The organism is Brevundimonas fontaquae, from assembly GCF_017086445.1.
Classification (GTDB): domain Bacteria; phylum Pseudomonadota; class Alphaproteobacteria; order Caulobacterales; family Caulobacteraceae; genus Brevundimonas; species Brevundimonas fontaquae.
Genome location: NZ_CP070968.1, coordinates 2,124,823 through 2,147,217, shown reverse-complemented (window position 1 = coordinate 2,147,217; position 22,395 = coordinate 2,124,823). Strand labels below are relative to the sequence as shown.

Below are 22,395 nucleotides of genomic sequence, written 5' to 3'. Positions count from 1 at the left end.
AACGCGAGCCCCGTTGTGAGCAAGTATCTCCCCGCCATCGTGGTCGGTTTCCTGGTCGCGTTCGTCATCAGCGGCGGGCTGGCCTTCTTGTTCTCATCCGCCGGAGCCGACGCCGGCTATCTGCCAATGATGGTGGGCGCATTCTTGGGCGTGTTCACCGCCTACATCATGGCCAATCTGGCGGGTACAAAACTGGGAAAGTCGGCGACGGCGGCGCAGAAGCAGGCCGCACTGGCCTTTCGCCCCCAGTTTCACGATCAGGCTCTGCTGATCGTCTATCGCGAAGGCTTCGTGGGCAAGGCCGCCGGCATGGACCTGTCGGTGGACGACAAGTTCGTGGCCCAGCTGAAGAGCCCCCGCTTCACCGCCATTTCCGTGGCGCCGGGCGGCCACCAGCTGTCGATGGCGTTCGGGGGTTTGGCGGGTAAGCAGAGCAAGCCGACGCTTGAAGGCTTCATCGCAGCGCCGGGCGACGTGATCGCGTTTCGAGCCACCATGCAGATGGGCATGATGAAGAACCGGATCGTTGTCGAGCGTATCGCAACGGACGACGCCTTGGTCGCGCGATTGAAGCCGATGATCATGATCGCGCCCGAAGCCTAGTCCTCGCTCTGAGGTTCCAGCGACTTCAGCCACTTGCGCTGCATGGCTTGATCAAGATCGACGCCCGCTCGGGCGCAATAGATCAGCAGCATGCCCAGCACATCCGCCGCCTCGTCGCCCAGCGCCTGGGCGTCAGGCGCGCCTCGCGCGCGGCCGGTCAGACGCAGGTGCTCGGCGGTCAGTTCGCCCAGCTCTTCCTGCAGCTTCAGCAGCGCCCAATCCCGATCCCGGTCGATGTCGTGTTCGGCGGCGTAGATGTCGGAGTTGCGCAGGACGTCGGCCTGCAGGTCCTTGAGGTTCATCAGACCGCGACGGCGGCCTTGATGTGCGGCCAGGCTTCGTAGCCCTCGAGGGTGAAGTCCGAGAGATCGAAGGCGAACAGGTCGGTTTTGGGCGCGATCTGCATGACGGGCAGGGGCAGGGGCTCGCGGGTCAGCTGAAGCTCGGCCTGTTCGAGGTGGTTCAGATAAAGGTGGGCGTCGCCGAAGGTGTGGACGAAGTCGCCCGGCTCCAGCCCCACGACCTGGGCCAGCATCATCGTCAGCAGGGCATAGGAGGCGATGTTGAAGGGCACGCCCAGGAACACGTCGGCGCTGCGCTGGTACAGTTGGCAGGACAGCTTTCCGTCAGCGACGAAGAACTGGAACAGGCAGTGGCAGGGCGGCAGGGCCATGTCGTCGACATCGGCCGGGTTCCAGGCGGTGACGATGTGGCGGCGGCTGTTGGGGTTGGTCTTCAGCCCATGAACCAGTTTCTCGATCTGGTCGATGACGCGCCCGTCCGGCGCGGTCCAGGACCGCCATTGCTTGCCATAGACCGGACCCAACTCGCCGTCGGCGTCGGCCCATTCGTCCCAGATGCGGACGCCATTGTCCTTCAGATAGGCGATGTTGGTCTCGCCACGTAGGAACCACAGCAGTTCGACGATGATCGACCGGAGATGCAGCTTCTTGGTCGTCAGGACCGGGAAACCCTTGCACAGATCGAACCGCATCTGGCGGCCGAAGACGCCCAGGGTGCCCGTGCCGGTGCGGTCGTCGCGACGGACGCCATTGTCGAGGATCTCGCGCAGGAGGTTCAGATACTGCCGCTCGGGATGATCGGCAGGCGCCGCGGCGATGCGAGCCTGAAGTTCAGCGATGGCGACCTGAGCGTTCATGGCGTCAGCTTCCACCCGAATCAGTCGATCGCCAATGAGCCGTCGGTGATCACGATCGGATCGTTGTGGATCGAATTAGCCCCCGAAGCCGCCTTGGTCGAGGAAGGCCTGTTCTTCAGGCGTCGTCTGGCGGCCCAGCGCGGCGTTGCGGTGCGGGAAGCGGCCAAAGCGGACGATGATGTCCCGGTGCAGCTTGCCCCATTTCTCCAGCTCTTCATCCCCGGCGACCAAGGCCATGTAGCGGTCCTGATCCTCGATGCTTTCGGAATGCTCGAACGGCAGCAGCAGGAAGTTCTTCAAAGCCGGCTCGACCGCCAGATGCAGATCGCGGGCCACGGCTTGGTTTGCAAACATCAGGGCGAGCGGGTCGGTGGCGAACTGATGCGCCGTGCCGCGAAAACTGTTTCGGGGATACTGGTCCAGCAGGATCAACAGCGCCAAGGCGCCCTCGGCCGTGTCTATCCAGTCGTCCCGTTCGCGGCGTGCGGCGGCCCAATGCAGGGCGTGGCCTCGGTCGCGGAAGTCGGCGTCGAACGCCTCGTCCTTGGCGAACCACTTTTCGGGTCCGGCCTCTTTCCAGAAGGCGACGACATCGGATGGGGTTATGAAGGCGGTCATGACCCAGACCCTATCCAATCCGCTGCCTGTCTTCCACGACCGCGACTGCGACCTTTCGATCATTCGCGGCAAGCGCGTGGCCATGATCGGTTACGGCAGCCAGGGGCGCACCCATGCGCTGAACCTGCGCGATTCGGGCGTGGCCGACATCGTGGTGGGTCTGAAGGCCGACTCCAAGACGCGAGACCTGGCGCGCGCCGACGGGTTCGAGGTGATGACGGCCGCGCAGGCCGCGTCGGGCGCCGACGTGGTCGCCGTCATGACGTCAGACGAGGCGCATCGCGATCTGTGGCGCGACGAGCTGGAGCCGAACGTGCGGCCGGGCGCGGCCCTGATCTTCGCCCACGGCCTGTCGGTGCGATTCGGCCTGGTCGAACCGCGCGCGGATCTGGACGTCATCCTGGCCTCGCCCAAGGGGATCGGGCCGCGCATCCGCGACCTGTACGAGGCCGGGCAGGGGGTTTTCTGCCTGTTCGGCGTGCAGCAGGACGCAACGGGCGGCGCGCATGCGCTAGGCCTGTCCTATGCGGCGGCGCTGGGATGCGGGCGCAAGGGCATTCTGGAAACGACGATGCGCGACGAGTGCGAGAGCGACCTGTTCGGAGAACAGGTGGTGCTGTGCGGCGGCATCGCCGAACTGATCGACACGGCCTTCATGAAACTGGTCCATGCCGGCTATCCGCCCGAGGTGGCGTGGTTCGAATGTTTTTACGAGACCAAGCTGGTGACCGACTTGATGTACGAACGCGGCATCGCGGGCGCCTTCGCCAAGATTTCGAACACGGCGGAATACGGCGCCTATCTGACCGGACCGCGCGTCATCGGAGCCGAATCTCGCCAGGCGATGGATCAGGTGCTGGCCGAGGTGCAGGGCGGGGCGTTCGTGCGGCGTTTGATGGCCGATTATGACGCGGGCTCGCCCGATCTGACCGCGCGCCGAAAGGCGCTGGGCTTAAGGCCAATCGAGTCGGTCGGAGCGCATCTGAATGCGGTGGCGCGCCAGGCGATGGAGAGCGCAGCGAACGACGACTGACGCGGCTCTGGCAGCGGGCGAAGACCCGCTGTCGCATCGTCGATTATTCTGAGGAGAAGATGGTCGGAGTGAGAGGATTCGAACCTCCGACCCCTGCGTCCCGAACGCAGTGCTCTACCAGGCTGAGCCACACTCCGACCGTGGGGGCTGGCCTGGCGGCGTCGCCCCGAAGTGAGGACGCGGCTTATAGCCATGGGTTCGATAGGCCGCAAGCGCCCATTTCGACCCATCTTCACAGCAAGCGAAAATAGTCCTGAAAGAGGGTGTTGCATCCCAAAACAGCTTGGCGTATCTGACCGCCTCCGCCGCACAGAGTGCTTCGGAAACGCCGGTCCTGCTGGGGAATGGTGTAATGGTAACACTACGGTTTTTGGTACCGTCATTCTAGGTTCGAGTCCTAGTTCCCCAGCCATCCGCCGACAAAGGTCGGCGCCGCCGAACCACTTCACAGCTTCAGCATTATCATCTGCGCCAGGGCTTCCGTCCGGATGCCCGGCTACCTAGCTTGACCGCAGACTGCTGCTGAGGAGAACGATGATGGCCACCGCCAAAGAAAAGCGCCTGGCGCCCCTGAAGACGCCGACGAGCCTGTCGGAGGAGGCGACCCAGAGCATTTCCGCCGCTCTGACCGGCCTTCTCGCCGATACGTTCGCTCTCTACATCAAGACGAAGAATTTCCACTGGCACGTCTCGGGTCCGCATTTCCGGGACTATCATCTGATGCTGGACGAGCAGTCGGCGGAAATCCTGGCCATGACCGATCCGATGGCCGAGCGGGCGCGCAAGATCGGCGGGACCACGCTGCGTTCCATCGGTCAGATCGCCAAGGAATCACGCATCGCCGATAACGACGCCGACTATGTCGATCCGCTCGATATGCTGGCGGAGCTTCGCGACGACAACGGTGAACTGATCGGGCGGATGCGCGAGGTGCATGACCTTTGCGACGAGCATAACGACGTCGCGACCGCCAGCCTGCTGGAGAACTGGATCGACGAGAGCGAGAAGCGCGTCTGGTTCCTGTTCGAATCGGGTCGTCGCGGCAACGGCTGAGGAACCGCAGCGCTTGCGCCGTCCTATGTATCGTCGATAGTCGATGACGGAAGGCGCGGGAGAGGCGTGTGAAGCAGGGTGCGGTGATCTGCGGCTTGGCTATTGTGGGTGTGCTGGCGGCCTCGCCCGCCTCAGCCGATATGTCCAAGGCGTTCGGCAATACGATCGTGTCCCATTATCCGAATGGACAGTGGGTCCGGCACTATTTCGAGCCGGATGGACGCTACACCTCACAGTTTTCGGACGGGCGACGTGTGGCGGCCCGCTGGTCGGCTGAGGGTGACAAGATTTGTTTGTCCGGCTTCAGCCCGCGTCAGATCCTGCCGCGCTTTTGCAGCCGGATGGTCGAAGCCGATGTCGGCGACACCTGGCGCGCCCGCGATCCCTTGGGACGCTCCATTCGCAACGAACTGGTCGCTGGGCGTCGCTGAGGCCTTGCCCTAAGCGGCGTCACCCTCTAGAGGCGACCGCCTACCCGATGCGGATGTGGCGGAACTGGTAGACGCACTGGATTTAGGTTCCAGCGCCGAGAGGCGTGGAGGTTCGAGTCCTCTCATCCGCACCAAGACAAAAAAGGCCCCGGAGCGATCCGGGGCCTTTCTTTATTCTTGGCCTATCGCCCTTGCCGGCTACTTGAGGCCGATAGATGGGCCTGCCGCGATTGGTGCGACAGGCCCGGTTTGGCCCTAGCTGATCGGCGGCACGGGTGGCGGCGGGACGTCGCGGTCCGTTTCGTGAACCTCGACCAGACCACGACCCAGGTGGCTCTTGCGGTAGCCATACAGGAAGTAGATCACCAGGCCGATGCCGCCCCAGATCGGCAGCACCATCTTGGCGTCGTGCGGCAGGTTCCAGAACAGGAAGGCGCAGCCGAACGCCGACAGGGGCGCGAACACCCAGATCAGCGGCGTACGGAACGGACGGCGACGGTTCGGATCCTTGACCCGCAGCACCAGCACCGCGATCGACACCATGAAGAAGGCGAACAGGGTGCCCGAGTTCGAGATGTCGGCGAGTTGGCCCACCGGGAACAGGGCGCCGGCGATGGCGACCGCGATGCCGGTGGCGGCGGTCACGATATAGGGCGTTTTCCACTTGGGGTGGATCTTGGTCAGGCCTTCCGGCAGCAGACCGTCGCGCGCCATCACGAAGAAGATGCGGGTCTGACCGAAGATCATCATCAAGATGACCGACGGCAGGGCCAGTAGGGCGGCGGTGCCCAGGGCGTTGCCGATCTGGGGGTGGCCGACGACGCGCAGAACGTGAGCCAGGGCTTCGTTAGAGCAGACCAGCATTTCGGCGTTGGCGGGCAGGGCGCAGGCGGCGACGAAGGCGGGCGAGCCCGGCTGTACCGCTTCACCGGCGGCGCCCAGAACCGGCTGAGCGCCGATAGCGCCGGCGGCGCCGAGCGCGACCAGTAGATAGAAGATCGTGCAGATGGCCAGCGAGCCGATCAGGCCGATGGGCACGTTACGTTGCGGGTTCTTGGTTTCCTCGGCCGCCGTCGAAACGGCGTCGAAGCCGACATAGGCGAAGAAGATCGAGGCCGCGGCGCCGACGATGCCCATCCCCGAATATTGGCCGAACAGGCCATTGGGGGCGAACGGCGACAGGTTGGCCGACTTGATGACAGGCAGGGTGATGACGATGAAGACCGTCAGGGCGACGACCTTGATAGCAACCAGGATTGCGTTGACCCGGGCCGATTCCGTGGTGCCGACCATCAGCAGAGCCGTCACCAGCAGGGCCACGACGATGGCGGGGATGTTGACGATCCCGGCCGAGAAGTCAGGCGTGGGGATGAAACCGTTCATCGACCAGGTCGGCCCGGCGGATAGGAGGTCGGGGAAATCGAATCCGAGCCCCTGTTCTATCAGCCCCAGCACATAACCCGACCAACCGACCGACACTGCCGAGGCCGCCACGGCGTATTCCAGGATCAGCGCCCAACCGACCGTCCAGGCCAGCAGTTCGCCCATAACGGCGTAGGTGTAGGTGTAGGCTGAGCCCGAAACCGGGGCCATCGACGCCAGTTCGGAGTAGCAGAGCGCTGCGACCGCGCAGACGGCGCCGGCGATGACGAAGCTGATCATCATGCCCGGTCCGGCCTTTTGGGCGGCCGAAGCGGTCAGGACGAAGATTCCGGTGCCGATGATGGCCCCGATCCCCAGAAGCGTTAGTTGAATAGGACCAAGCGACCGGTGAAGCGACTTCTTCTCGGCCGTGGCAAGGATCGCGTCGAGCGACTTAACGCGCCACATAAAATACCCCCACGTTTTGATGCAGCCCCTCGGCTGCTTGGGGCGGACGCTAGCGACGGATGCGGCGGCGCGCAACGCGCATGACGGGGTGGTTAAGGCGCGACGACGCTTTCGTGATCGCCTGTCGGCAGGCTAGAGGCGACGCATGCTGCCTATCCACGCCGTTCTTGAACCGCTGAAAGCCGCTCTGAGCGCGGGCAATAAGGCCGTGCTGGCGGCGCCGCCGGGGGCGGGCAAGACGACGGTCGTGCCGCTGGCCTTACTGGATCAGCCCTGGCTGGACGGCAAGGTGCTGGTGCTGGAGCCGCGACGCCTGGCCGCACGGGCGGCGGCCGACCGGATGGCTGCGACCCTGGGCGAACAGCCGGGCGGGACGGTTGGCTATCGCACCCGCCTCCAGAGCCGCATCGGGCCGAACACGCGGATCGAGGTGATCACCGAGGGCGTCTTCACGCGCATGATTCTGGACGATCCGGGTCTGGAGGGCGTGGGCGCGGTGTTGTTCGACGAGTTCCACGAACGCAGCCTGGACGCCGATCTCGGGCTGGCTTTGGCGAGAGACACGCAAGGGCTGCTGCGCGAGGATCTGCGGCTGCTGGTCATGTCCGCGACGCTGGATGTCGTCGGGGTCTCGCACCTGCTCGACGGCGCGCCGGTGATCGAGGCCGAGGGAAGGGTCTGGCCGATCAAGACCCGGTATCTGGGCCGCAATCCGTCCGAACGGTTCGAAGAGGCTGTTGCGCGCGCCTGCCTGACAGCGCTGGGCGAGGAGACGGGGTCGGTGCTGGTCTTCCTGCCAGGGCAGGGCGAAATCCATCGGGTCGCTCGGCTGGTGAACGAGCGGCTGCGGCTACCGAACATCGATGTCGTGCCCCTGTATGGCGGGCTGGACCGGGCCGAACAGGACCGAGCCATCGAACCGGCGGCTTTGGGGCGGCGCAAGCTGGTGCTGGCGACATCGGTCGCGGAAACTAGCCTGACCATCGAAGGCGTACGGGTGGTGATCGACGGGGGCCTGTCGCGCGTGCCACGGTTCGAACCGTCCAGCAGCCTGACCCGGCTGGCGACGGTCAAGGTCAGCCGATCCTCCGCGGAACAGAGGCGCGGCCGGGCCGGGCGCACCGAGCCGGGTGTCTGCTACCGCCTGTGGGATGAGGAACAGACGCGCGGGCTGATCCCGCATCAGCGGCCGGAAATCCAGGAGGCGGACCTGACCGGGCTGGCCCTGGACCTGGCCCGGTGGGGCGCACGCTCGGCGGAGGAGCTTGCCCTGCTCGACCCGCCGCCGGCTGGAGCCTTGGCCGAGGCGCGCAAGGTGCTGACACGGTTGGGGGCGCTGGATGCCGATGGCGGACTGTCGAAACACGGGCTGCGCCTGACGAAGATCCCGCTGTCGCCGCGGCTGGCCCACATGGTGGCTGTGGCGTCCGACGCCGGCAACGCGATGACGGGCGCACGGATCGCGGCGGTGCTGAGCGAGCCGGGTTTGGGCGGATCGAGCATTGACCTGGCGGATCGCCTGATCGGGCTGGAGCGCGATCGGACGCAGAGAGCGCGCGATTCGATCAAACTGGCGGAGCGCTGGGCGCGCGCCGCGGGCGGCGGATCGGGACGGACGATCGATCCTGGACTGCTGTTGGCCGAGGCCTTTCCCGAGCGGATCGCAAAGGCGCGGGGCAAGGCGGGTGAATTCCTTTTGGCTAGTGGGCGAGGGGCCGTGCTGGAGGCGACCGACCATCTGGCGCGTGAGCCTTGGTTGGCGATCGCCGAACTCGGCGGCGGCGACACGCGCGACCGGGTGAGACTGGCGGCGGCGCTGGAGGCGGACCAGATCGACAGCGATCTGGCGCGCCTGATCTCGACGGAGGACCGGCTGGCGCGCGAACCGTCGGGGCGGTCGGTGATCCGGCGCTCGCGGCGCATCGGGGCCATCGTGCTGGACGAAAAGATCGTCGGCGCGCCGGATGCGAAGACCTTGACCGCCGCCCTTCGGGCCGAGATCGAGGCGGATGGGCTGGGCGCGCTGAAATGGGGCGAGCAGGCGTCGGGACTGCGCGCACGTCTGGCCTTCCTGCAAGCGCGCGATCCAGCCTGGCCCGATGTGTCCGACGAGGCTCTGCTGGCGGCGCGTGAGGACTGGCTATGGCCCCTGCTGGATGGGGCGAAATCGCTGGAGGGGATAGTCGACGGCCATCTGGCTGAGGCCCTGCGCGGACTTATCCCTTGGGACCTACAGCGCCGTCTGGACGAGTTGGCGCCCGCGCGTCTGGTCACGCCCCTGGGATCGGCGGCCATCGACTATGCCGCCGAGGGCGGGCCGCGCGTGGATATTCGGGTGCAGGAACTGTTCGGCGTGACGACGCATCCGACCGTCGGCGGCGTGCCGTTGACTCTCGCCCTGTTGTCGCCGGCGCGACGTCCGGTGCAAGTCACCAAGGACTTGCCACGCTTCTGGTCGGGCTCGTGGGCGGCGGTGCGTGCGGAGATGCGCGGCCGCTATCCCCGTCATCCGTGGCCAGAAAACCCAGCCGAGGCGCAAGCGACGAACCGGGTCAAGCCGCGCGGCGCCTGATCGCCTTGACGCGGCGGGAGGGAAACGGGCATCGCTGGGACAACCGGGAGAAGAAGATGTCCGACGTCCTGCCGAAGAACTCCACCGGCCGCGTGCTGTTCGCCAGCCTGATCGGCACGACGATCGAGTTCTTCGACTTCTATATCTACGCCACGGCGGCCGTTTTGGTGTTCCCGACGCTGTTCTTCCCGGGCGAGGATCCGGGGACGGCGCTTCTGTCGTCGTTCGCGACCTTCTCCATCGCCTTCTTCGCGCGGCCCATCGGCGCCCTGGCCTTTGGGCATTTTGGGGACCGGGTGGGACGCAAGGCGACGCTGGTCGCGGCGCTGATGACGATGGGCCTGTCGACGGTGGCCATCGGTGTGTTGCCGACGCACCAGCAGGTCGGCCTGCTTGCGCCCCTGCTGCTGGCCCTGTGCCGGTTCGGTCAGGGGCTGGGTCTGGGCGGCGAGTGGGGCGGGGCGGTGTTGCTGGCGACCGAGAATGCGCCGCCTGGAAAGAAGGCCTGGTTCGGCATGTTTCCCCAACTGGGCGCGCCCATCGGCTTCATCCTGTCCACCACATCCTTCATCGTCCTGACGTCGACGATGAGCGAGACCGCGTTCGAGGGCTGGGGCTGGCGCATTCCGTTCCTGGCGAGCGCCGTGCTGGTGTTTGTCGGCCTGTGGGTGCGGCTGAAGATCACCGAGACGCCCGAGTTTCAGAAGGCGGTTGACCGCGACGAGCGGGTCAAGGCGCCCGCCGTGACCCTGTTCGCCCATCACAAGGCGGCGCTGGTTCTCGGGACGTTCAGCGGCGTGACGACCTTCACCCTGTTCTATCTGATGACCGTCTTCGCCCTCGGTTGGGCGACGACAGGGATGGGATTGGCGCGGGCCGATGTGCTGCCCATCCAGTTGATCGGCGTGCTGTTCTTCGCCGCCTTCATCCCGGTGACGGCGTTGCTGGCGGATCGATACGGGCAGGTCAGGGTGCTGATCGCCTCGTCGGTCGGGATCGGCCTGTTCGGCTTCATTTTCGCGCCGCTGTTCGGGGGCGGCCTCAGCGGCCTGCTGATCTTCTTTGCCCTGGGGTTCGCGCTGATGGGCTGCACGTATGGCCCCATCGGCGCAGCCATGGCGCGGCCATTCCCGACAGCGGTGCGCTATACCGGCGCGTCGATGGCCTTCAATCTGGCGGGCATCCTGGGCGCATCGCTTGCGCCCTATGTCGCGCTGAAGCTGGCCGAGCGATTCGGGCCGGGAGCCGTCGGCGGCTATCTGGCGATTTCGGCCTTGGTCACCATCGCCGCTCTTTGGGGTATGGGGCGGGTTGCGCCGGAGGAGAAGCGCTAGGCTTCATCCGTCGCGGCATAGACCATGATGCCGGTGGCGATGGCCAGATTCAGGCTGTCGGCGCGGCCACGCATCGGAATCTTGACGTTGACGTCGCAGGCGGAGGCCAGGTCATCGGTCAGGCCTGCCTGCTCATTGCCCATCAGGATCAGCGACGGCCGTTGCATGACGGCCGAGCGGTGACTGACCTTGGCGTCCAGTCGGGTGCCGACGACGCTGCCAGGCCAGCGCTTGCGCCAGGTCAGGAAAGTCTCGGGCGTCGTCTTGGTGATCGAGACGGCGAAGACCGAGCCCATGGTCGCGCGCACGGCCTCGACCGAATAGGGATCGACGCAATCGCCGATCAGGATGACCCCGCCGCAACCGGCCGCGTCCGCCGTGCGGATGATGGTGCCCAGATTGCCGGGATCACGCACCTGCTCCAGAGCGACCCAGCAGGGGGCCGAGGCTGGGTTCAGGCTGTCGAGAGCCGCATAGGCCTGTTCGAACACGCCCAAGACCGTCTGCGGATTGTCGCGGCGGCTGATCTTTTCGAGGATGGCGTGGGTGACGACGATGATGTCGCCGCCGGCCTTGAGGGTGGCAGCCTTGGCGCGGTCCAGCAGCGGGTGAGGGCGGGCGTCCTCGCCGACCAGCAGCATCCGGGGCGCACGACCCTGGTCCAGCGCCTCGCCGATGAATTTCAGGCCTTCGGCCAGGAAGGTGCCGGTCAGGTCGCGTTCCTTGCGCATATGCAGGGCGCGGACGCCCTTGACCGTGTCGTTGGTCAGCGACGTGATGACGCGTTCGCTCATCGGCTCCACCGCGCGAAGAAGGACAGGCCGATGGCGCGGGCGTCAGGGCCGTCTTCGGACAGGGCCAGTTCGCCCCAGTCGATCCGGCCGCCGCGATCCTGCGTTGCCTCCGCCATAAGATGCGCCAGAGACAGGCCGGACACACGGGCCGCATAGGCGTTCAGCAGCAGGAAGTCGGCATCATCGGACAATAGGGCGGCGCAGTCCTTGAGCAGGCCCGGCATGTCCTCGAACAGGCGCCAGACTTCACCCGTAGGGCCGCGCCCGTATTTGGGCGGATCCAGAATGACGCCATCGTATTTCGAGCCTCGACGAACTTCGCGCGCCACATACTTGCGGGCGTCCTCAACGATCCAGCGGATTGGATGTTGGGCCAGGCCCGATTGTTCGGCGTTCTCGCGCGCGTAGGCGACGGACTTCTTGGAGGCGTCGACGTGGGTGACCTCCGCACCCGCCGCGGCCGCAGCCAGACTGGCGACGCCGGTGTAGCCGAACAGGTTTAGGATCTTCGGCGCGCGGCCGTTCGAGCGCGTGAACGCGCGCACCCGCCCGTCCAGCCATTCCCAGTTGGCCGCCTGTTCAGGGAAGAAGGCGAGGTGGCGGAAGGGGGTGAAACGGCCGGTGAACTGCACGTCGCGCCATTTCAGGGGGAAGGCGTCGATGGATCCATGCTTGTCGAACCGCCAGCGACCGCTGTCTTCCTCTTCCTGCTGCGGATCGAAGGTCGCAGTGGCCTTTTCGAAGGCTTTCGGATCGCGGGGCGACCAGAAACACTGCGGTTCGGGCCGAACGACGGTGTAGCGGCCATACCGCTCCAGCTTTTTGCCGTCGCCGCTGTCCAGCAGGGCATAGTCGGACCAGCCGGAGGTCACGAGCGTTTCGGGAGTTTTGGAAAGGACGGGCGCCATCGTCGGGCTGATAGGCGCTCAGGCCGCCTCGCGTCCAGCGTCCAGCGCCACGACGGTCAATTCCGGCATCTGATCGTCGCGATCGTGCGGGGTCTTGTCCCAGACGTGCGGTTCGACCGCCAGCCGCCAGGCTGCATGGACGAAGGCCAGGCTGAGCAGCGCCCAGTACGCCGGCGCAGCCAGCACATCGCCCAGCCGATAATCGAGCCCTGCCCGCCGTGCTCCCACCGCACAGCTCATCCAGGCGGCGATGACGCCCAGCGCCAGCACGCCTAGCGAGCCTCCGGGCAGGGGCGGCAAGACGCCAGAAAGCGCCCAGACGGCGATAGCCAGAACCAGCCAGGCCAGCGTCGGGGCATGGGCGGCCGCCGAGAGGATCGCCGCGCCCAAGGTCATGACCAGCGACAAGCTTCCGCGCCGGCCTAAGGCGTTGGGACGCCGCGTGTGTACGCCCCAGGTCTGCATATAACCCTTCAGCCACCGGGTGCGCTGGGGCAGCCATCGGTCCATCGCGCCCGGCGGCGTCTCCCACGTCGGACTGTCGATGACGCCGAGCTTCCAGCCGAGCGACCACAGGCGAAAGCCCAGGTCGGCGTCCTCAGTGACATTGTGCGCGTCCCAGCCGCCGGCCCCGCGCAGGGCCGTCATGCGGATGTGATTGCTTGTGCCGCCAAGCGGAAAGGGCAGGCCCAGCCGCGCCATGCCCGGCAAAGTCACTTCGAACAGGGCCGCATACTCAAAGGCGAACTGCCGATCCAGAAACCAGGAGCCAGCCTTGCCGGATGCTCGGATGCGCAGCGGCGCCTGAAGACAACCCAACCGGGGCTGGGCCACGAAGCGCGCAGCCGCCTGACGGAGTTGTTGCGGATGCGGTCGGTCCTCTGCGTCATAGATGGTGACCAGATCGCCCCGCGCGTGACCCAGGGCGTAGTTCAAAGCGCGCGGCTTGGTTTGAGGACTGCCCGGAGGGGCGATCAGGATTTTCAGCCACGGCGGTTTGGGCGTCGCCTGGGCTGCGGCCAGGGTGGCCTCATCATGCGCCTCCAGCACGATGAACGCCTCCAGCCTGTGCGCCGGATAGTCGATCCGGCTGAGGTTGGCGATCAACTGCGGCGCCACGGCCGCCTCGTCATAAAGCGCCGCCAGAATGGTGTAGCGCGGCCATTCGATTGGACGAGCAGCGGGCGCAGGGCGTCGCAGGCTGGCGATACCGATGACGGCCTTCCACAAGGCGCACACGACGAACGCGGCTTGGAACAACACCAGGGCGACGGGGAGAGCGGTTTGGGGCCAGCGGATTAGCGCCACGGCGGATGTCAGCGTAAGCAGGATCAAGGTCGTGACCTGGAAACCGCTCGGCGTGCGTCGTGAGGCGCCGTTTCGGCGGGGCCTGATCCCCGGATGCGCCCAATCCTTCACCGCAACCGCCCCCGAAGCACCACAACCCGCAATCGCTATTTGAAACAACTGCGTTCGGCAAGTCGGTTGGCGTCCGGGACGGATTGTCGCTATTCAGGGCGCCTCACCCGGAGCAGCGGCTTGTCTGAACCCTCGAACGCCTCGCGCACGACCCGAAAGCCCAAGGGCGAAGGCCATTCGCGGAGGGGCGAAATCCTGGCGGCGGCCGAGCGCATCTTCGTCGAGCACGGCTATGAAGGCGCGACGATTCGCAAGATCGCGGACGAGGTCGGGCTGTCGTCGACGGCGCTCTACATGCATTTCCCGGACAAGGGCGCGATACTGCAGGAAATCTGCCGTGACGCATTCGCCCGGTTGATCGCATCAAACGCCGCCGTCGCCGATGAGGCCGCGCCGCCTGAGCAGCGGCTGCGGCGGATGATCGAGGGCTATATCGACTTCGGTTTCGCCCATCCCAACGCCTATCGCCTGATCTATCTGACGCGACCGGTGGAGGCGCGAGATGGCGCTCAGGACGCGGCGCGCGAACTGGGCTCCAGCCTGTTCACGACATTGGAGGCGACCGTCGGCGACGCCGTGACGGCTGGACGCATGAAAGGCGATCCCGCCACGATCGCCCAGGCGATCTGGGCTGCGGCGCATGGGATCGTGTCTCTCATGATCACAAAGCCCTACTTCCCGTGGTCCGATCGGCAGGCGCTGGTTCGCACGACTTTGGACGCCCTATTCGTCGGTCTGATCGAAGGATGAAGCGTATCTGCGTCGCCTTGGCGGCTCTGGCGTTCAGCAGCAGCGTGGCTGAGGCGCGGCCCTTGCGGATCATGGCGCTGGATCAGTGCGCCGACCAATATGTGCTGGCCTTGGCGCCGGACGCAGACATCGTGCTGTCGCCGCGCGCCGACGATCCGGACGCCTGGCTGCGTCAGCAGGCTGTCGGTCACAGGCGTTTGCGTCCGACACTCGAAGCCGCCGTGGGTTTTCAGCCTGACGTCGTGGTGCGCTACTGGGGCGGCGAACCGCGTCTGCTGACGGCGCTGGCGCAGCGCGGGGTCAAGGTGGCCACGATCGAGGACGCGGTGGACCTAAATGGGGTGCGCCGGAATATCCAAACCGTGGCGCGCGATCTGGATCAAATACAGCGCGGACGGGCGCTAGAGCGACAGATGGACGGGAAGTTGGCCAAAGCGGCGCCGGTGAAGCGCGCGGCTGAGGCGTCTGGGGCCGTCTATCTGACGTCGGGGGGCTTCACTGCGGGGCCTGGCACGCTGATAGATGCGATGATGCGGGCGGCCGGATTTCGCAATCTGACGGCCGCTCCCGGTTTTGGCGCACTCAGCGTCGAGCGGATCGCCATGAATCCGCCGGTGCGATTTGTGCTCGGCTTCTTCGATCAGTTGCGCGCCGACCTGCGCGGACCAGGGCGGCATCCGGTTGTCGCGCGAGCGGCCGAGGGCCGAACGGCGGCGCGCCTGCCCGCCGCGACCTTGACCTGCCCGGCATGGTTCGCCGCCGACGCGGTCGAGATGATGGCCAAGGGGCGGCCGTGAACAGAACGGTTCGGCTGTGCCTGGTTCTGATCGGCTTGATCGTCACGGCGCTGGCTCTGGCGGTGCTGGCGGGCGAGACGGCGTTCAGTGTCGATCAGTATGCGGCTGCCTTCAGCGATCCGACATCGGGTCCGGCCGAGGTGCTGTGGCAGGTGCGGGCGCCACGCGCGGTCTGCGCCCTGGTCGTCGGCGCGGCTCTGGGGCTGGCAGGCGCGGTGATGCAGGGGCTGTTGCGTAATCCGCTAGCCGATCCCGGCGTGCTGGGCGTGTCGGCGACGGCGGCCCTGGGCGCGGCGCTGGCGATCGTTCTTGGCGCTGCGGCCGTGCCGGGAATGGTCGAATTTTCGGCCTTGGCGGGCGCGGCGCTGGCGGGTGGACTGTTGATCGCGGCGTCCAGGGCCATGCGGGCGCCCGAGGCCCTGATCCTGTTTGGCGTGGCGCTGTCCAGTTTCGCAGGCGCAGCGACGGCCTTGATCTTCAACCTTTCGCCGTCGCCTATCGCCTCGGCCGAGGTCATGTCTTGGCTGCTGGGATCGGTGCAGAACCGCAGTTGGATCGATGTGGCCTGGGTGACCCCGGCCGTCATCGTCGCGGGCGTCTTCGCTGCCTTGTCGGGCTCAGGTCTGCGGATGCTGACCCTCGGCGACGAGGGGGCGGCGGCGTCGGGCTTGAATATGGGACGGTTGCGAGCCTTCGCCCTGATCGCGGCGGCCTTGGCCACCGGGGCGGCCGTGGCGGTGGCGGGCGTCATCGGGTTCGTGGGCCTGGCCGCGCCGCATCTGGTGCGCGCGGCGGTGCGCGGTGATGCGAAGCGTATCCTGGCGCCCTCGGCGCTGGCCGGCGGGCTGATGCTGATCGTGGCGGACCTGCTGGCGCGACTGACGCCGACGGACCAGGAGCTGAAGCTTGGCGTGTTCACCGCCCTGATCGGCGCGCCCCTGTTCGCCCTGATCGCTTGGCGGGCGGCGCGGGAGTGGCGGCTGTGAGCCTGTTGTCGCTGGAGGCGGTTCAGGCGCGGCTTGGCAGGGCCATCGTGCTGGATGGGGTAAGCCTGTCGGTCGAGGCGGGCGAGGTCGTGGCCCTGTGCGGTCCGAACGGCGCGGGCAAGAGCAGCGCCATCCGCGCCGCGGTGGGCCTGCTGGAGATGACCGGCGGCCAAATCAGACTGGGCGGTGCGGACATCACTGATCTGTCCCCTCGCCAGCGGGCGCAGTGCGTCGCCTATCTGCCGCAGGAACGGCGCATCGCCTGGAACCTGCCGGCGGTAGAGGTGGCGGCTCTTGGTGCGCCGTTTCTGTCAGGCGCGGATGCGCTCTCGCGCGCGCGAGCCGCTCTGGGTGAGGTCGGCGCCGGTCATCTGGCGGACCGCGGCGTTGCAGAGATGTCAGGCGGCGAGCGTGCCCGGGTTCTGCTGGCGCGAGCCCTTGTCATCGATGCGCCGCTGCTGCTGGCCGACGAGCCGATCGCGGGGCTGGATCCGGATGCGCAGCGTCTGGTGCTGGAGCGCCTGAGGGCCCGCGCCGACGACGGGGCAGGGGTGCTGGTCAGCCTTCACGACCTGACCTTGGCTGCAACCGTGGCGGATCGCATCGTTGTGCTGGACCGGGGCCGGGTGGTCGCCGACGCCCCACCGATCCAGGCGCTGTCGCCCGCCGTCCTGCGCGAGGTCTTTGGGCTGGACGGGGCGTGGATCGAGGGGCCGAACGGGCCGCTGCTGGCGGCCCGCCGGGCTCAGTAGGCGATATACGGCCGCGCGCCCGCCGCCGATCCGCGCGAAATGTCGGCCGACGGCGTCAGCGGCGCCGTGCCGCCGTTCAGGCGCGCCTTGTAGACCGCCATGTTTTCCATCACCCGCATCATATAGTTGCGCGTCTCGGTGAAGGGCGCGCACTCGATGAAGTCGATGGTCTTGATCGCATCGCCGCGCGGGTCGCCGCATCGGGCGATCCACTGGCTGGGGCGTGCCGGTCCAGCGTTGTAGCCAACCGTCGCCAGGAGCATGGAGCCGTTGTTCGCAGCCATCAGCTCGCCGAGGTGATAGCTGCCCAGGGTCATGTTGTAGTCGGGATCCCACAACTGCTCGGCGGAATAGCTCATGCCCAGACGGCGGGCGACGCCGGAGGCGGTGGACGGCAGGAACTGCATCATGCCGCGCGCGTCGGCGCCGGAGCGGGCGCGGGGATCGAAGCTGGATTCCTGGCGTGTGATCGCCTGGGTGAACTCCAGCGGTGCGGCGCCGGCGACCTGGGGCGGGACGCGGACGGGATACATCCGCTCGGGCATGACGAAGCCCCGCTGGCTGGCGGCGCGCCCCACCATCATGGCGGTGAAACCCTCGCCATAGCCGCGCGACAGGTCCATTAGCAGGGCCAGGTCGTTGATCGTCGGCAGGTCATTGTCCAGCTGATAGGCGAAGACGCGCAGCAAGCTCATCTCTCCCGTCTCGCCCAAGATTCGCGTGGCGCGGACGATCTCATTGCCTTCGAAGCGGGCGATGTCCGCCTGTGAAGGCACAGGTTCCCCCGGCAGCTGAAGGGTGGTCAAGCCCACCTTCTCGGCCGCTAGCTGACCGTAGAAGGTCTGCCAATGCTGGGCGCCGTTGCGATAGTAGGCGAGGGCGGCGTCGCGTTCGCCGCGCGCCTCGGCGGCGCGACCCAGCCAATAGTAGGCGCGGCCCTGAGTGATCGGCGTGGATGAGGCGGTGCGCAGAGCCTCGAAATGGCGGGCGGCGACCTCGGGCTGGTTCAGCTTGGTCAGGGCGACCCAGCCGGCGAAGAATTCGGCGTCCACCATCCGGTCGCCCGAGGTGAAGCCGTGGCCGTTCATGGCGTCATAGGCTGCGCGCCAGTTGCCCTGTTGCAGGGCGTCGAGGAAGTAGTTGCGGCGCTCGCTCCACAGGGTGTTGTCGCCGGTAGTATGGCCTGGCGCCGGCGGAAGATTGGCCAGCAGCGCAAAGCCTTCGGACTGGCGATTTTGCGAACGCAGCAGGCGCACGCGCTCCAGCACGACCGCCGGATCGGCCGCCTGGGCCGGCGTCAGATTGGCGATGACGGCGTCGGGGCTGTAGGCCGAGCGAAGGGTCATCACCGTGTTGGCGATGGCAGCGCGATCAGGCGAAACCAGATTGATCATGCTGCGCGTCGCCGGTCCGTGCGGACCTAGCAGCAGCATATTCAGCCGCGCCTCGTGATCGGCGGGGGTCAACCAGGAGCCCCATTGGCTGAGGATACGCGACTGCGGCGCGTCGTCGAACGAGCGGGTGCGCCACCAGTCGCGGACGAGGGCGCGGGCCTCATCCTGGCGGCCGCGTTGCTGCAGCGCGGAGGCGTAGGCGATGGCCCCCTCGACCGTCGTCGGCTTGCCGTCAGACATCAGGGCCAGGGCCGCGTCCGCGCCCATGCCGGAGCGGTCCAGCACCTTTTCGGCGGCGGCGCGTCGCGATTCGCCGCGCGGCCATCCCGCCAGATCCGCCTGACCGCGCGAGAGGTCCGAGTAGGACAGTTGCTCTCCCGAGGTGTCGATCAGCGCCCATTCGACCAGTTTGCGAGCCGAGGCGTCCCTGATCTGCGACATGGCGGACTGGGCGCCGAACACATCGCGCGCACGGGCCGCCGCCAGCCCCTGACGAAACAGCGCCGTGTCCTGATCATTCAGCACACGACCCTGATAAGTCGCCGAATAGCCGGGCACGGACGAAGACGCCGAGGCATAGGGCACGGGCTGGGTGGGCAGGGCGTCCTGCGGGTTCGGCGCAAGGACGGCGAGGGCCGCCGCCAGACTGGTCGCGATCATGATCTGTCCTGTTCCCATTCAATCCCGGTTGCGGCGGAGCCGCTGGCGACCTAACGTCCCGCGCTCATTGCAAAGGCGATGAACATCCGTCCATCGTCACTCCCCACGCAGGCCAGCTTAGTCTCATGAACGCCCCCTTGTTCAAGGGCGTGATCACCGCCCTGATCACACCACTTCGTGACGGAAACGTGGACGAAGCCGCATTCGCCAAACTGCTTGAGCGTCAGATCGCCGCAGGGGTTCACGGCGTCGTCCCGATGGGCACGACGGGCGAGGGCGCCAGCATGGATCTGGATGAGCACAAGCATGTCATCGAGCTGTGCGTGCGTCTGACGGCCGGGCGCGTCGCCGTCATCGCCGGCACCGGATCGCCCTATACCAAAGAAGCCATCGACCTGACCCGCCACGCCAAGACGGTGGGCGCCGATGGGGCTTTGATCGTGACGCCGTATTATATTCGCCCGTCCCAGGCGGGCATGGCGGCCCATTTCGAAGCGGTGGCCGACGCCGTGCAGCTTCCAATTCTGCTGTACAATGTGCCGGGCCGGACGGGGGCCGATCTGTCCAATGAGACAGTGGCGCAGCTGGCGGCCCACCCGAACATCGTCGGCATCAAAGACGCCACGGGCGACATGAGCCGCGTCAGCTGGATGCGAGCGAACATCGATGGCCAGTTCGACCTGATCTCGGGCGATGACCCCAGCTATCTCGGCTACCACGCCCATGGCGGCGTCGGCCTGATCTCGGTGGCGTCCAATGTCGCGCCCGAGGCCATGGTCGCCTTGCACAATGCGATGACCGCCGGAGATTATGCCACAGCACGGGACTGGCAGGACCGACTGATCAGTCTTTGCAAGGCGCTGTTCCTGGACAACTCGCCCGCGCCGACAAAATACGCCCTGGCCAAGCTTGGCTTGTGCAATGAGGAGGCGCGTCTGCCGCTGTCGCCGACCTCCGATGCGGTCAAACCTTTCATCGACCGCGCCATGGCGGCGGCGGGCGTCATCTGATGGCCCCCAAGCCGCAATCGAAATTCAAGGTCATCGCCGAGAATCGCCGCGCGCGGTTCGACTATTTCCTAGAAGACAATATCGAGGCCGGGATCCAACTGCTGGGCACCGAGATCAAGGCGCTGCGCGACGGCCGGGCCAATATCGCCGAAAGCTATGCGGCGGTGGAGGGACGCGAGATCGTGCTGATCAACGCCGATATCCCGCCGTACAAACAGGCGAACCGCTTCAATCACGAGCCGCGCCGACCGCGTAAGCTCCTGCTGCACAGAAAGCAGATCGACAAGCTGATGGGGGCGGTCCAGCGCGACGGCCAGACCATCATTCCGCTGAAGCTCTATCTGAACGACGCGGGCAAGGCGAAGCTGGAGATCGCGTTGGCCAAGGGCAAGAAGCTGCACGACAAGCGCGAGGCCTCGGCCGAACGCGACTGGCAGCGCGACAAGGCCCGTCTGATGCGCGACAAGGGCTGAGGCTCAGCCCTCGATCAGGGTTCGGGCGCGCGCGAAGATGTCCTCGAACATCTGCGGCGTCAGGCGACCGGTGTTCGTGTTCAATCGGGAGCAGTGATAGCTGTTCAGAATGACGTATCCGCCGGCTTGGCCCTGCGCCCCGTGACCCGCCGGCATCGCTGACGCAGGCCGCCCGAAGGCTTTCAGGATATTGCGGCGCGAAACGTCGCCCAAGGTCACGATCACCTTCAGATTCGGCAGCAGCTTGAGCCGGTCGATCAGGAAGGGACGGCAGGTCGTCTCCTCGATCGGCAGAGGCTTGTTCCCGGGCGGGGCGCACCGGACCGCGTTGGTGATCATGCAGTCCGTCAGCGTCAGGTCATCGTCGCCGTTGGGATCGTAATGGCCTTGCGCAAAGCCGGCCTTCTTGAGGGTGTCGTACAGCAGCCAGCCGGCGTGATCGCCGGTGAAGGGGCGCCCCGTCCGGTTGGCGCCGGTCCGGCCGGGCGCGAGACCGGCGATCAGCAGACGGGCGTTCGGATCGCCGAACGAGGCGGCCGGCCCGTTCCACCAGTCTGGATTCTGGCGCGCATTCTCCTGACGATAGGCGACCAGGCGAGGACATAGGGGGCAGTCGCGGGGCGGTTCGGGCTTCAGGGTCATTGGGCGGCCTTCGGGCGGCCGAAGTCGGCCATCAGATCGTTCAGGTCCAGGAAGGCGTCGGCCTGACGGCGCAGTTCGTCGGCAATATGCGGCGGCTGGGTCTTCTGGGTCGAGATGACCGTGACCCGTACGCCCCTGGCCTGGACCGCCTGAACCACCCGCCGGAAGTCGCCGTCGCCTGAGAACAGCACCGCATGATCGATGTGCGGCACCAGCTCCAGCATGTCCACCGCGATCTCGATGTCCATATTGCCTTTGATCCGGCTGTGGCCGCTATTGTCCGTGAACCGCTTCACCGGCTTGGTGACGACCGAAAAGCCGTTGTAGTCGAGCCAGTCGACCAGCGGCTTTACCGGCGAGAATTCTTCGCCCTCGACCACGGCCGTATAGTAGTATGCGCGGGTCAGGATGGACCTCTCGCGGAACCAGTCCAGCATCCGCCGGAAGTCCATGTCGTGCTGCAAGGCGCGGGCGGCGGAGTAGAGGTTCGAGCCGTCGATGAAGATCGCCAGCCGGTCGGTGGGATGAAACATGGTCGAAGCCGTCGAAAGAGATGAAAAATCGGATCGCGCGGTCGCCCTCGGAATCGATGACGGGTTCGACCTGAATGACGCAGTCATCGTGGCCCTGGGCTGCAATGACAAGGGGGCATGGTCGTCCTGCACCGAAGCGCTGGAGGCGGCGCTCGCGCGTTTTCGCAGCGAAGGGATTGATGTCGTCGCACGCTCGTCGTGGTGGTCGTCAATGGCCTGGCCCGATCCGCACGATCCGGCTTTCCTGAATGGCGTGGTCATCGTCCGCACTGAACACGATCCCCATGCCCTGATGGCGGCGCTCGGCCGGATCGAGGATGCCTTCGGCCGCGAGCGGTCGGTTCGCAATGCGCCGCGGACGCTGGATCTAGACTTAATCGCCTACGGACGATTGAGCGGTGATCTGGAAGGGCTGATCCTGCCCCATCCCCGCGCGGCCGAGCGGCGGTTTGTCATGGGCCCCATCGCCGAGATCGCGCCAAGTTGGGTGCATCCGCATGGCGGGGCAGCGAGCGACCTGGCCGCTTTGGCTACCGTCGGCGCCGACGCCCGCCCGACCTGACGCCTAACTTCCGCCCCTGTGGCGTTGCAAAAAGCCGTCCTCATCTGTATTTGACGCGGTTCTCCCCCGCGTTCGAGGAATT

General features: G+C 66.5%; 23 protein-coding genes and 3 tRNA genes. 15 read left to right on the top strand and 11 right to left on the bottom strand.

What is annotated here, in order from left to right:
• Positions 1-15: 15 nt before the first annotated feature.
• Positions 16-603, top strand: coding sequence for a hypothetical protein (locus JX001_RS10550; protein WP_205681033.1), 588 nt, complete (start codon positions 16-18; stop codon positions 601-603).
• Here the strand turns inward: JX001_RS10550 and JX001_RS10545 are convergent.
• The 3 genes from JX001_RS10545 to JX001_RS10535 all read right to left on the bottom strand — a co-directional run bounded on the left by JX001_RS10545 (position 600) and on the right by JX001_RS10535 (position 2,380).
• Positions 600-905, bottom strand: a complete 306-nt coding sequence (locus JX001_RS10545) for a nucleoside triphosphate pyrophosphohydrolase family protein (RefSeq protein WP_205681032.1) — start codon at positions 903-905, stop codon at positions 600-602. The genes JX001_RS10550 and JX001_RS10545 overlap by 4 nt on opposite strands.
• A complete protein-coding gene (locus JX001_RS10540; protein WP_137721670.1) occupies positions 905-1,762 on the bottom strand; it encodes a thymidylate synthase in 858 nt (285 codons plus the stop codon). Before JX001_RS10540 ends, JX001_RS10545 begins: the two co-directional genes overlap by 1 nt.
• Before the next feature lie 75 nt (positions 1,763-1,837).
• Entirely contained in the window at positions 1,838-2,380 is a 543-nt protein-coding gene (locus JX001_RS10535; RefSeq protein WP_137721669.1) for a DUF924 family protein, read from the bottom strand.
• Here JX001_RS10535 and ilvC point away from each other — a divergent pair.
• Positions 2,379-3,413, top strand: coding sequence for a ketol-acid reductoisomerase (gene ilvC, locus JX001_RS10530; RefSeq protein ID WP_205681031.1), 1,035 nt, complete (start codon positions 2,379-2,381; stop codon positions 3,411-3,413). The two genes, JX001_RS10535 and ilvC, sit on opposite strands and share 2 nt — an antisense overlap.
• Before the next feature lie 60 nt (positions 3,414-3,473).
• On the opposite strand, the gene JX001_RS10525 is transcribed toward ilvC, so the two are convergent.
• A tRNA-Pro gene (locus JX001_RS10525) sits at positions 3,474-3,550 on the bottom strand.
• Between the two features lie 201 nt (positions 3,551-3,751).
• On the opposite strand from JX001_RS10525, the gene JX001_RS10520 reads away from it, so the two are divergent.
• From JX001_RS10520 to JX001_RS10505, 4 genes are all read left to right on the top strand, one after another.
• A tRNA-Gln gene (locus JX001_RS10520) sits at positions 3,752-3,825 on the top strand.
• A 122-nt stretch (positions 3,826-3,947) separates the two neighbouring features.
• Entirely contained in the window at positions 3,948-4,466 is a 519-nt protein-coding gene (locus JX001_RS10515) for a Dps family protein (RefSeq protein WP_091746706.1), read from the top strand.
• 68 nt (positions 4,467-4,534) lie between these two features.
• Complete coding sequence (locus tag JX001_RS10510) at positions 4,535-4,897, top strand: hypothetical protein (protein WP_105625214.1); 363 nt, start codon at positions 4,535-4,537, stop codon at positions 4,895-4,897.
• A gap of 49 nt (positions 4,898-4,946) precedes the next feature.
• Positions 4,947-5,031 (top strand) — tRNA-Leu (locus JX001_RS10505).
• A gap of 121 nt (positions 5,032-5,152) precedes the next feature.
• Here JX001_RS10505 and JX001_RS10500 read toward each other — a convergent pair.
• Entirely contained in the window at positions 5,153-6,727 is a 1,575-nt protein-coding gene (locus JX001_RS10500) for an amino acid permease (protein ID WP_184278173.1), read from the bottom strand.
• Between the two features lie 145 nt (positions 6,728-6,872).
• On the opposite strand from JX001_RS10500, the gene hrpB reads away from it, so the two are divergent.
• Positions 6,873-9,299 (top strand): ATP-dependent helicase HrpB, encoded by a 2,427-nt coding sequence (gene hrpB / locus JX001_RS10495; protein WP_205681030.1) that lies wholly within the window; start codon positions 6,873-6,875, stop codon positions 9,297-9,299.
• A gap of 56 nt (positions 9,300-9,355) precedes the next feature.
• A complete protein-coding gene (locus JX001_RS10490) occupies positions 9,356-10,633 on the top strand; it encodes an MFS transporter (RefSeq protein WP_205681029.1) in 1,278 nt (425 codons plus the stop codon).
• On the opposite strand, the gene JX001_RS10485 is transcribed toward JX001_RS10490, so the two are convergent.
• The 3 genes from JX001_RS10485 to JX001_RS10475 are packed head-to-tail and all read right to left on the bottom strand — an operon-like array spanning position 10,630 to position 13,670.
• Complete coding sequence (locus JX001_RS10485) at positions 10,630-11,427, bottom strand: TrmH family RNA methyltransferase (RefSeq protein ID WP_205681028.1); 798 nt, start codon at positions 11,425-11,427, stop codon at positions 10,630-10,632. The two genes, JX001_RS10490 and JX001_RS10485, sit on opposite strands and share 4 nt — an antisense overlap.
• Positions 11,424-12,335, bottom strand: coding sequence for an RsmD family RNA methyltransferase (locus JX001_RS10480; RefSeq protein WP_205681027.1), 912 nt, complete (start codon positions 12,333-12,335; stop codon positions 11,424-11,426). The genes JX001_RS10485 and JX001_RS10480 overlap by 4 nt, the downstream gene beginning before the upstream one ends.
• Positions 12,336-12,353: 18 nt before the next feature.
• Entirely contained in the window at positions 12,354-13,670 is a 1,317-nt protein-coding gene (locus JX001_RS10475) for a glycosyltransferase family 2 protein (RefSeq protein ID WP_241004613.1), read from the bottom strand.
• 204 nt (positions 13,671-13,874) lie between these two features.
• Between JX001_RS10475 and JX001_RS10470 the strand changes: the two genes are divergently transcribed.
• Genes JX001_RS10470 through JX001_RS10455 form a run of 4 tightly spaced genes read left to right on the top strand, consistent with a single transcriptional unit; the run spans position 13,875 to position 17,039 of the window.
• Positions 13,875-14,504, top strand: coding sequence for a TetR/AcrR family transcriptional regulator (locus JX001_RS10470; RefSeq protein ID WP_241004612.1), 630 nt, complete (start codon positions 13,875-13,877; stop codon positions 14,502-14,504).
• The gene (locus JX001_RS10465) at positions 14,501-15,301 is read left to right on the top strand and encodes an ABC transporter substrate-binding protein (RefSeq protein ID WP_205681025.1); all 801 of its coding nucleotides are present in this window, start codon (positions 14,501-14,503) and stop codon (positions 15,299-15,301) included. The genes JX001_RS10470 and JX001_RS10465 overlap by 4 nt, the downstream gene beginning before the upstream one ends.
• Entirely contained in the window at positions 15,298-16,287 is a 990-nt protein-coding gene (locus tag JX001_RS10460; RefSeq protein WP_241004611.1) for a FecCD family ABC transporter permease, read from the top strand. The genes JX001_RS10465 and JX001_RS10460 overlap by 4 nt, the downstream gene beginning before the upstream one ends.
• Positions 16,284-17,039 carry an ABC transporter ATP-binding protein gene (locus tag JX001_RS10455; protein WP_205681023.1) on the top strand — a complete coding sequence of 252 codons (756 nt, stop codon included), beginning with the start codon at positions 16,284-16,286 and terminating at the stop codon, positions 17,037-17,039. Before JX001_RS10460 ends, JX001_RS10455 begins: the two co-directional genes overlap by 4 nt.
• On the opposite strand, the gene JX001_RS10450 is transcribed toward JX001_RS10455, so the two are convergent.
• Complete coding sequence (locus JX001_RS10450) at positions 17,033-19,093, bottom strand: lytic transglycosylase domain-containing protein (RefSeq protein ID WP_205681022.1); 2,061 nt, start codon at positions 19,091-19,093, stop codon at positions 17,033-17,035. The genes JX001_RS10455 and JX001_RS10450 overlap by 7 nt on opposite strands.
• A 125-nt stretch (positions 19,094-19,218) precedes the next feature.
• Between JX001_RS10450 and dapA the strand changes: the two genes are divergently transcribed.
• A complete protein-coding gene (dapA, locus tag JX001_RS10445; protein ID WP_205681021.1) occupies positions 19,219-20,103 on the top strand; it encodes a 4-hydroxy-tetrahydrodipicolinate synthase in 885 nt (294 codons plus the stop codon).
• A complete protein-coding gene (gene smpB, locus JX001_RS10440) occupies positions 20,103-20,576 on the top strand; it encodes an SsrA-binding protein SmpB (RefSeq protein WP_199059639.1) in 474 nt (157 codons plus the stop codon). The genes dapA and smpB overlap by 1 nt, the downstream gene beginning before the upstream one ends.
• A 3-nt stretch (positions 20,577-20,579) precedes the next feature.
• Here smpB and JX001_RS10435 read toward each other — a convergent pair whose 3' ends face one another.
• Positions 20,580-21,218 carry a uracil-DNA glycosylase gene (locus tag JX001_RS10435; protein ID WP_199059638.1) on the bottom strand — a complete coding sequence of 213 codons (639 nt, stop codon included), beginning with the start codon at positions 21,216-21,218 and terminating at the stop codon, positions 20,580-20,582.
• On the bottom strand, positions 21,215-21,751 hold the full coding sequence (locus JX001_RS10430; protein WP_205681020.1) for a LabA-like NYN domain-containing protein: 537 nt from the start codon (positions 21,749-21,751) through the stop codon (positions 21,215-21,217). The genes JX001_RS10435 and JX001_RS10430 overlap by 4 nt, the downstream gene beginning before the upstream one ends.
• Here JX001_RS10430 and folK point away from each other — a divergent pair.
• Entirely contained in the window at positions 21,750-22,313 is a 564-nt protein-coding gene (gene folK, locus JX001_RS10425) for a 2-amino-4-hydroxy-6-hydroxymethyldihydropteridine diphosphokinase (RefSeq protein ID WP_205681019.1), read from the top strand. The genes JX001_RS10430 and folK overlap by 2 nt on opposite strands.
• Positions 22,314-22,395: the final 82 nt, after the last annotated feature.

Excerpts from the sequence above, each read along its gene's own strand:
- JX001_RS10545 (WP_205681032.1), bottom strand. The coding sequence starts at position 905 with ATGAACCTCAAGGACCTGCAGGCCGACGTCCTGCGCAACTCCGACATC.
- JX001_RS10540 (WP_137721670.1), bottom strand. The coding sequence starts at position 1,762 with ATGAACGCTCAGGTCGCCATCGCTGAACTTCAGGCTCGCATCGCCGCG.
- ilvC (WP_205681031.1), top strand. The coding sequence starts at position 2,379 with ATGACCCAGACCCTATCCAATCCGCTGCCTGTCTTCCACGACCGCGAC.
- JX001_RS10535 (WP_137721669.1), bottom strand. The coding sequence starts at position 2,380 with ATGACCGCCTTCATAACCCCATCCGATGTCGTCGCCTTCTGGAAAGAG.
- JX001_RS10515 (WP_091746706.1), top strand. The coding sequence starts at position 3,948 with ATGATGGCCACCGCCAAAGAAAAGCGCCTGGCGCCCCTGAAGACGCCG.
- JX001_RS10500 (WP_184278173.1), bottom strand. The coding sequence starts at position 6,727 with ATGTGGCGCGTTAAGTCGCTCGACGCGATCCTTGCCACGGCCGAGAAG.
- hrpB (WP_205681030.1), top strand. The coding sequence starts at position 6,873 with ATGCTGCCTATCCACGCCGTTCTTGAACCGCTGAAAGCCGCTCTGAGC.
- JX001_RS10490 (WP_205681029.1), top strand. The coding sequence starts at position 9,356 with ATGTCCGACGTCCTGCCGAAGAACTCCACCGGCCGCGTGCTGTTCGCC.
- JX001_RS10485 (WP_205681028.1), bottom strand. The coding sequence starts at position 11,427 with ATGAGCGAACGCGTCATCACGTCGCTGACCAACGACACGGTCAAGGGC.
- JX001_RS10480 (WP_205681027.1), bottom strand. The coding sequence starts at position 12,335 with ATGGCGCCCGTCCTTTCCAAAACTCCCGAAACGCTCGTGACCTCCGGC.
- JX001_RS10465 (WP_205681025.1), top strand. The coding sequence starts at position 14,501 with ATGAAGCGTATCTGCGTCGCCTTGGCGGCTCTGGCGTTCAGCAGCAGC.
- JX001_RS10450 (WP_205681022.1), bottom strand. The coding sequence starts at position 19,093 with ATGATCGCGACCAGTCTGGCGGCGGCCCTCGCCGTCCTTGCGCCGAAC.
- dapA (WP_205681021.1), top strand. The coding sequence starts at position 19,219 with ATGAACGCCCCCTTGTTCAAGGGCGTGATCACCGCCCTGATCACACCA.
- smpB (WP_199059639.1), top strand. The coding sequence starts at position 20,103 with ATGGCCCCCAAGCCGCAATCGAAATTCAAGGTCATCGCCGAGAATCGC.
- JX001_RS10435 (WP_199059638.1), bottom strand. The coding sequence starts at position 21,218 with ATGACCCTGAAGCCCGAACCGCCCCGCGACTGCCCCCTATGTCCTCGC.
- folK (WP_205681019.1), top strand. The coding sequence starts at position 21,750 with ATGGTCGAAGCCGTCGAAAGAGATGAAAAATCGGATCGCGCGGTCGCC.
- JX001_RS10430 (WP_205681020.1), bottom strand. The coding sequence starts at position 21,751 with ATGTTTCATCCCACCGACCGGCTGGCGATCTTCATCGACGGCTCGAAC.